This is a genomic window from Streptomyces sp. ISL-1 (assembly GCF_018614585.1).
Taxonomy (GTDB): Bacteria; Actinomycetota; Actinomycetes; order Streptomycetales; family Streptomycetaceae; genus Streptomyces; species Streptomyces maoxianensis.
In genome coordinates this window covers 1-8,292 of record NZ_JAGGOI010000051.1, presented here as the reverse complement: position 1 = coordinate 8,292, position 8,292 = coordinate 1, and the positions used below count along the sequence as shown (strand labels likewise).

The window sequence follows — 8,292 nt, the reverse complement described above, 5'->3', positions numbered from 1 at the left end:
AGGGCCGAGGTTAAGGATCAAGGTCAGAAGCTGTGTCTGATCCTGACCTGCCAAAGACGAAAGGGAGCTCCTCTGGCTCTGGCGTGGATCACGGCACATCCTCGGATCGGTAGTCCCGCGCCCGCAAATGAGCCAAGCACAGTCGACTGCCGGTTTTCTTGTCGACTCGGCAAGTTGTCCCGACTGGCTGCCGTCGGCGGCCGCACGCCGCCACACTATGAGGCAGGGCTTGGCGACAACTGGCGATCGGGGGACGTATGCACGACGGCGCGCCTATGAATAGCGGCCACATGGATCATTGGGCGGACGGCGTAGTGAATGTGCTGCTGGTCCTCGCGCCCGACCCCGAACTGGACCCGGAAGCCGCGGAACGACTGGCGCGCCGGCTGCGGGCCGAGATCGCCGAGTTGGACGTCGAATCGGTCCGTCCTGCGCCCGGCGGCACAGCTCCCGACGGTGCGAAGGGCACCGATGCGGTCACGCTCGGGGCCATCGTCGTCGCCCTGAGCGCGTCCGGTGGTGTGTTCACGGCGCTGATTGACACCGTGCGCGACTGGCTGGGCAGATCCTCCGCCCGGCATTGCGTCTCAGTGACGATCGACGGCGACACCATCGAGCTGGATCGGGCGTCCGCCGCCGAGCGGCGCGATCTGATTGATGCGTACATCCGTCGCCACACCGGCAGTCAGCGGGATTAGCCATGGGACGCCGGCTGGCGCTGCTGATCGCCACCTACGACTACCAAGACACCGACCTGCGGCGGCTGACCGCTCCGGCGCACGACGCGGAGGCGCTCGCCGCGGTGCTGAGGGACCCGGCTGTCGCTGGGTTCGAAGTCACCACGCTGGTCAACGAACCGCATCATCGGGTCGGCGAGGCCATCGGTGACTTCTACCGCGACAGGCGCCACGACGACCTGACCCTGCTGTACTTCACCGGCCATGGCCTCAAGGACGACGAAGGCCGGCTGTATCTGGCGATGGCCAACACCCGCCGCGACAGTCTGCTGTTCACCGCGCTGTCCGCCGAGCAGATCGACCAAGCTATGGAAGGCGGCCCTTCACGGCAGAAGGTACTCATCCTCGACTGCTGCTACAGCGGGGCGTTCCCACCCGGCCGCCTCGCCAAGGCCGACACCGCAGTGCACGCGCTGGAGCGATTCCAGGGCCGCGGCCGCACCGTGCTGACGGCATCGGACGCGACCCAGTACTCGTTCGAAGGCAACGAGCCACACGGCGAAGCGGTGCAGTCGGTGTTCACCCGCTACCTGGTGCAGGGCCTGCGCGACGGCAGTGCCGACCTCGACGGCGATGGCGACATCACCCTCGACGAGCTGTACAGCTACGTCCACGACCGGGTCGTGGAGGAGATGCCGCAGCAGCGGCCTAAGAAGCAGGACAATGTCGAGGGCCGCACCGTCATTGCCAGAAACATCAACTGGACGCTCCCGGCCTACCTGCACAACGCGATCGGCAGTCCGATCGTCAACGACCGGCTGGGCGCCCTCAACGGGCTCGCCCACCTGCACCGGATCGGCAACGACGTCGTTCGCGGCGCCGTCCTCGACGAGATCCGCCGTCTCGCCGACGACGACAGCAGACTCGTCTCCGCTGCCGCCACCGCGCGGCTGCGGTCCGTCCTTCCCCAGCCACCCGAAACCCCTCCCGAGCAGCCGGCCGGTCCAACGTCTCAGGCGCCGGAGCCGGAGACGGTCAGGGCACCGCCCGATCTTCAGCCCAGCCCGGCGACCGCCCCCGAGCCCAGCCACGACCGTAGTCCCACCGCGGCAGGCGGCAGCCCGTCACTGGCCCGCCCCACCGACAAGGTCCCCCAACCACCCGACACCTCGACGACATCTCGCCCACCCGCCGCCGTGCCCCTGGCGCCAGGCCAGCCCGAACCCGATGCCCCAGCGCCCGCGCGACCCGACGCCGCCCCTGCCTCGGGCACCGTCCGCAGATCTCGCCTCGTCCCCCGGACCCGCCGGGCCAAGGCCCTCACCGCCACCGTCGTCCTCCTGGTCCTGACGGTGGCCCTCGTGGTGGTGCTCTTGACCACAAGGGAACATGCAAGCGACTCGGGCGACTCGGGGCCTGGCCATGCGACAGGGGTCTGACCGTTCACGTCACGCGGAGATTCGCAACTTCTCGTACTCGGCGTGGACTTCGCGCGGAGGGCGATAACCCACCGCCGAGTGAAGGCGTTTGCGGTGTACCAGAATTCGATGTACCGGACCCGCCGCCTGGCCCGCTCACGCCGTCTCAGCCCGAGGCAGCCCCGACCACCCTCGCGACAGCCGGCTGAAAGCCCTCCTGCTGCCGTTCGGCTACCCGACCATCGACGCCCAGCCGAACGGCAGACCGGATCACGACCACGCCTCGCAACGCCATGACCTTGCGCCTGCCGAAAACCTCGTCCGCGCAGGTCAAGCAACATGCTGGTACTCGTGCAGGATGCCGCCGAGGCGGTCGTGTCGGCGTATGTCGAGGTGGGCGATCTGCCCGGGATCGGTGATGGGCTCGGGGAGCGGTCGTAGTGGGCGGGTGTTCGCGATGCCCTGATGAGACCTATGGGAGTTGTAGAACTGTTCGAACTCGCGCAACGCGTGAAGCAGATGCCGCTGATTCCAGATCAACGTGCGGTCCAGCAGCTCGCGCCGGCAGGTCTGCACCCATCTCTCCATAATCGAGTTCATTCTCGGCATCCGGACGCCACTGAGCACAATCTCGATCCCCGCATCCTTGAGGATCCCGTCGAACAGGGCAGGGAACTTCCCGTCCCGGTCCCGGATCAGGAACCGCGCCCGGCAGCCCGCGTCCTCGAGGTCCATGACGAGATTCTTCGCGGCTTGCGCCACCCACGAGGCGGTCGGGTGTGCCGTGGCGCCCAGAATCCGGATCCGCCGACTGCCGTGCTCGATCACTGCGAGCACGTACATCCGTGCCCCGGACAAGGTGACCGTCTCCAAAAAGTCGCACGCTAGCAGGGCGTCGGCCTGCGAGCGCAGGAAGTCCGCCCAGGTACTGGAGTTCCGTTGGGGTGACGGATCGATCCCGGCCTCCCGCAGGATCTCCCATACCGTGGAGGGGGCCACCTTCACGCCCAGCACGAGCAGCTCGCCGTGCACCCGTCGGTAGCCCCAGCAGGGATTCTCCTGCGCCAGGCGCAGCACCAGAACGCGGATGGAGCGCACGGTGCGGGGCCGACCCGGGCGCTTCGGCCGGGAGGCGGCCGCGTGGCGGCGGGCGAGAAGTGCCCGGTGCCAGCGCAGCACCGTGTCCGGGCGCACCAGCAGCCGCAGCCTGCGCAGCACGTCCCGCGGCAGCCGGTGCAGCAGCGCTGCCAGGAACGCCCGGTCGCTCGGGGTGAACCGCACCTTCTCCTTGCCGAGTTGGCGCTCCAGCACCGTGATCTGATGACGCAACGCGAGGATCTCGACGACCTTGTCCCGATCGCTCATCGGCAACAGGCGCAGCAGGGCGAACGCGTTCGCCACACCCAGGTAGGCCAGTCGCAGCAGCATGGTGGATCATCATGCCGCGTTGATCGACGGCCGCGCGACGGCGCAGACTCGACCGACCGCGCTCGACATCCCATACACCCCGCACACCAGCTCCGACCAGGGCGGATGAGGTTATCGGCAAGCACAAGGTCGTCAACGCGACGCCGGCACACTCCTGGTCGGCGGAGTTCGACGCGAGGGCTGCTTGGACGGCGCCGCGCAGCCGCATGTCGGCGGGCACGGTTCCGTCGGCGAGGACCAGGCGGTGCAAGAAGCCCTGCGCGTAGTGGTCGCGGACGGTGAAGGCGTGGAATCAGACCTGGGCAACGGGGCTGTGAAGGGCGGCCGCTTCGCGAATTCCGGTGTCACCTGACTGTGCGGCTCCATCGCGGCAGCATTGATCAGGATGACCTGAGGATCGTCGACGGACTCCCAGGCCGCTGGCACGCGAGCCTGGAAGTGTTGCCTCGCCCGGACTCTGAGCCGGGCTGCGACACGAGGTGCCGGGTGATGCTCGAAGAGCCCACACAGAGGTCCGTCGAAGTCGAAAAGGACGCACTTGGCCACCTCGAGGAGGCTGAGCGCTTCGGACACCACGTGCGAGTCAGTCACGTCACTCCGTCGGGGCAGAGGATGCATTGCGGATGCCGTCACTCCCCATACTGCCCGTAACTTCCGTCAGCAATTGGGCAGTTGATGAGGAGCGGAAGTGTTCAACGGGTGAGAGTCCCGTTCCCGGCACGCTTGCCTCGGCAGCGGGAATGGTCACCTGCCGAGGGTGATCTCCATGGCAATCGTGTCCCACAGACTGTCGAACCATGCCTGGGACTGCGTCACGAACGCCTCGTCCCGCGTTCCCCCACCCCGCTCGAAGGGGAAGAGTGTCGAATCGCTGCCGAGCACATCGTAGATCTCGACCGGCCTGTCGTCGATCTGCTCCTCGCGCCGCTTGACGGTGTAGTAGGCGAACAGCGCCTCGGAGCCGTTCAGCAGGTAGAGCTTCACCGGCGGGGTGAAGGGCAGCGCCTTGAAGGAGACTTCGACGTCGATGCTACGGGTGCTGCGCAGAGCGCGGAGGCTGTGCCGCAGCACAGCGCCGTGGCTGTTGCGCAGGCCCAGCCAGTGTTCGTGCACCCGCTTGTCGTCGCCGGACTTCTCGGCAGGGCGGGGGAAGGCCAGATCCAGATTGCGCGAGGGCAGCAGGAGCCGGAACCTCACCGTATCCGGAGTGATCTGGCCCGCACGGATGAGCTGCAGCGGATCCGCGAGTGCGGCGTTGAGGGACTCCGCGGTCAGACAGATCGCGTCGATACGGACGTCGGGCGCCTCGAAAGCCTCCATGATGCGCGGTCCGAGACCGGCAGCCGTCTGCTGTGGCTCTCCGGCAGCCGGGGGCGCACCGGATGGGCGTCCGGCGATGCGGGCCGGGGCTCCCCTGGTCCTTCCGGCCAGCAGGCCAGCGTCTTCAAGGAGCTGCAGCGCCTGCCGGATCGCCGCCCGCTCCACTCCGAACTCGTCGGCCAAGGTCTCCTGCGTCGGCATCCGCTCACCCGCTCTCAGGACGCCGGTGCGGATCCGCTCGCTCAGGGTGTCTGCCACTTCTCGGGGCGAGGGCGTTCTCGTGCCGTTCACTCCACCACGCTCATGGGTCACAACATAACGCTACAACTTCCGACCATCTAGCGGGAGTTACTCGGAAGTTGGTTACCAACTCGACCAACATGGCGAAGCGCCGCCGCAGACTCTCTGCTCGCCCGTCCACCGCCGTACGGGCGCCGCTCGCGGATTCCGGTCGCATCTCCCGTGCCGCTCCACTCCCCCACCCATGAGGAGGGACAGCCGTGCCCATGATGACCATAGTGATCGAGCAGTTCGTGCAATGGCGGTTCGGATTCGTCGCAGCGCTGGGACTCACTCTGCTGGCCGCCGGACTCAAGACCGAGAACGCCACCTGCCCCGGCGATCGGCCTTGCGTACGTCCGACGGCGGTGTGTAGCCGCGGTAGGTGATGTGCGGCTGGTCCGGGCGGCTGGTGTGGTCGAGGGCCGCATCCAGGTTGTCGGTCACCTCGCGCAGCGGCACGGTCATGCCCTTGACTGTCTCGTCCGGTGATTTCCCTTTGTAGAGGTGCTGGTTGACCTCGTAGTAGTCGTCTTCGGTGTAGCCCCTGGCTGAGGTTGATCCCTGGGAGTGGACACCGGGTTTCATGCGGCGAGTGACAGCGTAGTTGCTCTGATCAATCGCTGTTCGAACTCGATCGGTGTGAGGTAGCCGAGGGCTGAGTGCCGCCGGCGCCGGTTGTAGTAGGCGAGCCAGCGGAACAGTTCGAGCCGAGTCTGTGCCTTCGAGGTCCAGCGCCGTCCGTGGAGCAACTCCCGCTTGAGGCCCTGGAAGAAGGATTCGGCCAGGGCATTGTCGTAGCTCGATCCAACGCGTCCCATGCTGCGGCGGATGCCGTGACGGCGGCAAGCGTCGACGAAGGCCCGGCTCACGTATTGAGCTCCGCGGTCCGTGTGGAAGACGACGCCGTTCACGCGGCCGCCGCGGGTGGCGACGGCCATCTCGATGGCGTCGGTGACCAGGGACGTGCGCATGTGGTCGGCAATGGACCAGCCGATCACGCGGCGCGAGCAGATGTCGATGACCGTGGCGAGATACAGCCAGGTGGAGCCCACGGCTATGTACGTGATGTCGCCGCACCACTTGATGTTCAGCGCATTCGAGGTGAAGTCCCGCATCATCAGGTCCGGGGCGGGTGGCGCGGTCTTGTCCGCGATCGTGGTGCGTTTCTTGCGCCGCAGGTGCCGACCGGTGATGCGGTTGATGCGCATCAGCCGGGCCACGCGCTTGCGGTTGATCTTCCGTCCGCGCGAACGGAGTTCGGCATGCACGCGCGGGGCGCCGTAGGCGCCGTGGTGTTCGGCGTGGATGGCGCGGATCTCCGCGACCGCCCGGTCCTCGGCCGCCTGGCGCTCGGCACGGGCCTGTGCGGTGGTCTGGTGCCGGTAGAAGCCGGAGCGGGACACCCCGAGTACCCGACACAGCCGCTTGACGCCGAAGGCGGCGCGGTTGTCGGAGATGAAGTCCCAGCGGCGGGTCTTCACTTCACCTCCCGAGCGAAATAGGCGGCTGCCCGGCGCAGGATCTCGCGCTCCAGCTGCCACTCCTTCTCGGCCTTGAGCAGGCGGGCGTTCTCGGCCCGCAGCCGGGCCAGTTCCTCAACCGAACTCTGCCCGGCCTCGCCCTCATGGCGCTCGGATGTGTGTTGGACGGTGTCCTTGCGGACCCACGTGCGCAGGGTCTCCCCGGTGATCCCGAGCTCGGCGGCCACCGCCGCGTACGTGTGCTTGCCGTCGGCGGCTCGGTACAACGCGACGGCGTCCTTCCGAAACTCCTCCGGATACGGAGACTGGCGCCCCACCTGGACATCCCTTCCTGGACCTTCAAGATCCATTGTCAGGGTGTCCCACTCCAAAGGAGCAGCCTCAGTCGGCGTCCTGACCCACTGCCGGGACCATGGCCACCTCGACCAGCTGGTCATGAGGGGTGGCCGCTGACGCGTGACAGAGGTACACCGGCGAGCGCGCTTGAGGCGCTCACTTCGCGGGCAGTTGGGCAGCCAACGAGCTCGTATGTCCTGGGCGGCATCATCGGCGCGCCGACGGGTGTCCTGGGGCCGGCCCTAGGACGTGTTTGAGATGTGGTCACAGCGACTGTCGTATCAAGGTGAGTTGGACGGTGGCTTCGTAGCGGACGGCGAGTTTGTCGTACCTCGTGGCGACGCCGCGGGCCTGCTTGAGCAGGGCGAATCGGCACTCGACTTTGTGTCTGCGCTTGTACTTTTCGCGGTCGAACGCGGGCGGGCGGCCGCCGGCCGAACCACGCCGGAGGCGGTGTCCTGCCTGGTCCCGCTTCTCCGGGATGGTGTGCGGGATTTGGCGTTCGCGCAGGTAGGAGCGGATGGAGCGGGAGGAGTAGGCACGGTCGGCGAGCACGTGGCCGGGCCGCGTGCGGGGACGTCCACCACTGGTCCGGGGCATCCGGATGCGTTCCATGACCTTGGTGAACTCCGGTGCGTCACCGCGCTGGCCAGCGGTGATGACGGCGGCCAGGACGTGGAAGGACGCGTCAACCGCGAGGTGGATCTTGGTAGTCAGGCCGCCGCGCGAGCGGCCGAGCGCATGGTCATCCGGCTCGGCCGCCAGCCCGTCGGGACCCGTCCGGCCCGTGCCGGGAGCCCCCTTTTCCGTGCCCCAGCGGCGTGCTGATGGGCCCGGCAGACGGTCGAGTCCACCGAGACCTCCCACTCGATGTGCCCGGCGGCATCCGCCTCGACCTGCAGCTTCTTCAGGACCTTCGCCCAAGTCCCGTCGATCTGCCACCGCCGGAAGAGCGTGTACACGGTCTCCCACGGACCGTACCGCTCGGGCACGTCCCGCCAGGGAGAGCCTGTCCGCGCCCGCCACCAGATCCCGTCGAAGACCTGCCGTCGGTCCCGGGGCTTCCGCCCCATCTTCGGCAGAGGCGGCAACACCGCTTCCAGTCGCTCCCACTGTGTATCCGTCAGATCGCCACGAGACATTCGAAGATCGTTTCACGACCTTGATCAACATCTCAAACACGTCCTAGTACTCCAGCCGGACTTCTTCATTCGTGCTGGTCAACGGCTTGGGCGTGGGGAGTGTAGCGGGCTGGAATGGGGGTGGGGCGGTCTTTGCCGGGCCGTCCCACGAACGTGTGGCCGCGCTGCGTGTAGTGGCAACGGCGGGCGCGTGCTTGGTGGCGGCGAC

At 67.5% G+C, this 8,292-nt stretch carries 8 protein-coding genes; 3 read left to right on the top strand and 5 right to left on the bottom strand.

The window, feature by feature from the left end; genetic code table 11:
- The first annotated feature begins 257 nt into the window (after positions 1 to 257).
- Positions 258 to 698, top strand: coding sequence for a hypothetical protein (locus J7E87_RS30495; protein ID WP_251018240.1), 441 nt, complete (start codon positions 258 to 260; stop codon positions 696 to 698).
- A 2-nt stretch (positions 699 to 700) separates the two neighbouring features.
- Entirely contained in the window at positions 701 to 2,116 is a 1,416-nt protein-coding gene (locus tag J7E87_RS30490; RefSeq protein ID WP_215097838.1) for a caspase family protein, read from the top strand.
- Positions 2,117 to 2,425: 309 nt separating this feature from the next.
- On the opposite strand, the gene J7E87_RS30485 is transcribed toward J7E87_RS30490, so the two are convergent.
- The gene (locus J7E87_RS30485) at positions 2,426 to 3,523 is read right to left on the bottom strand and encodes a helix-turn-helix domain-containing protein (protein ID WP_215097837.1); all 1,098 of its coding nucleotides are present in this window, start codon (positions 3,521 to 3,523) and stop codon (positions 2,426 to 2,428) included.
- A 184-nt stretch (positions 3,524 to 3,707) separates the two neighbouring features.
- Between J7E87_RS30485 and J7E87_RS30480 the strand changes: the two genes are divergently transcribed.
- Complete coding sequence (locus J7E87_RS30480; RefSeq protein ID WP_215097836.1) at positions 3,708 to 3,875, top strand: hypothetical protein; 168 nt, start codon at positions 3,708 to 3,710, stop codon at positions 3,873 to 3,875.
- Positions 3,876 to 4,267: 392 nt separating this feature from the next.
- Here J7E87_RS30480 and J7E87_RS30475 read toward each other — a convergent pair whose 3' ends face one another.
- The 4 genes from J7E87_RS30475 to J7E87_RS30460 form a co-directional block, all read right to left on the bottom strand.
- Positions 4,268 to 5,101: a GntR family transcriptional regulator gene (locus J7E87_RS30475; RefSeq protein WP_308313133.1), complete on the bottom strand. Its 834-nt coding sequence runs from the start codon at positions 5,099 to 5,101 to the stop codon at positions 4,268 to 4,270.
- Between the two features lie 333 nt (positions 5,102 to 5,434).
- Positions 5,435 to 5,710: a hypothetical protein gene (locus tag J7E87_RS30470; RefSeq protein WP_215097834.1), complete on the bottom strand. Its 276-nt coding sequence runs from the start codon at positions 5,708 to 5,710 to the stop codon at positions 5,435 to 5,437.
- A protein-coding gene (locus J7E87_RS30465; protein ID WP_215097833.1) for an IS3 family transposase occupies positions 5,707 to 6,923 on the bottom strand; the annotation gives its coding sequence in 2 pieces (ribosomal slippage) (positions 5,707 to 6,671 and positions 6,671 to 6,923; 1,218 coding nt in all). Before J7E87_RS30465 ends, J7E87_RS30470 begins: the two co-directional genes overlap by 4 nt.
- 283 nt (positions 6,924 to 7,206) lie before the next feature.
- Positions 7,207 to 8,084, bottom strand: a protein-coding gene (locus tag J7E87_RS30460) for an IS5 family transposase (protein ID WP_215097832.1) whose coding sequence is annotated in 2 segments (ribosomal slippage) — positions 7,207 to 7,715 and positions 7,715 to 8,084 — 879 coding nt in all. Because the reading frame shifts where the segments join, the coding sequence is not laid out codon by codon here.
- Between the last annotated feature and the right edge of the window lie 208 nt (positions 8,085 to 8,292).

What these genes read in the sequence shown, in the direction of transcription:
- J7E87_RS30495 (WP_251018240.1), top strand. Translation starts at nt 258, where the DNA reads ATGCACGACGGCGCGCCTATGAATAGCGGCCACATGGATCATTGGGCG.
- J7E87_RS30470 (WP_215097834.1), bottom strand. Translation starts at nt 5,710, where the DNA reads ATGAAACCCGGTGTCCACTCCCAGGGATCAACCTCAGCCAGGGGCTAC.
- J7E87_RS30490 (WP_215097838.1), top strand. Translation starts at nt 701, where the DNA reads ATGGGACGCCGGCTGGCGCTGCTGATCGCCACCTACGACTACCAAGAC.
- J7E87_RS30485 (WP_215097837.1), bottom strand. Translation starts at nt 3,523, where the DNA reads ATGCTGCTGCGACTGGCCTACCTGGGTGTGGCGAACGCGTTCGCCCTG.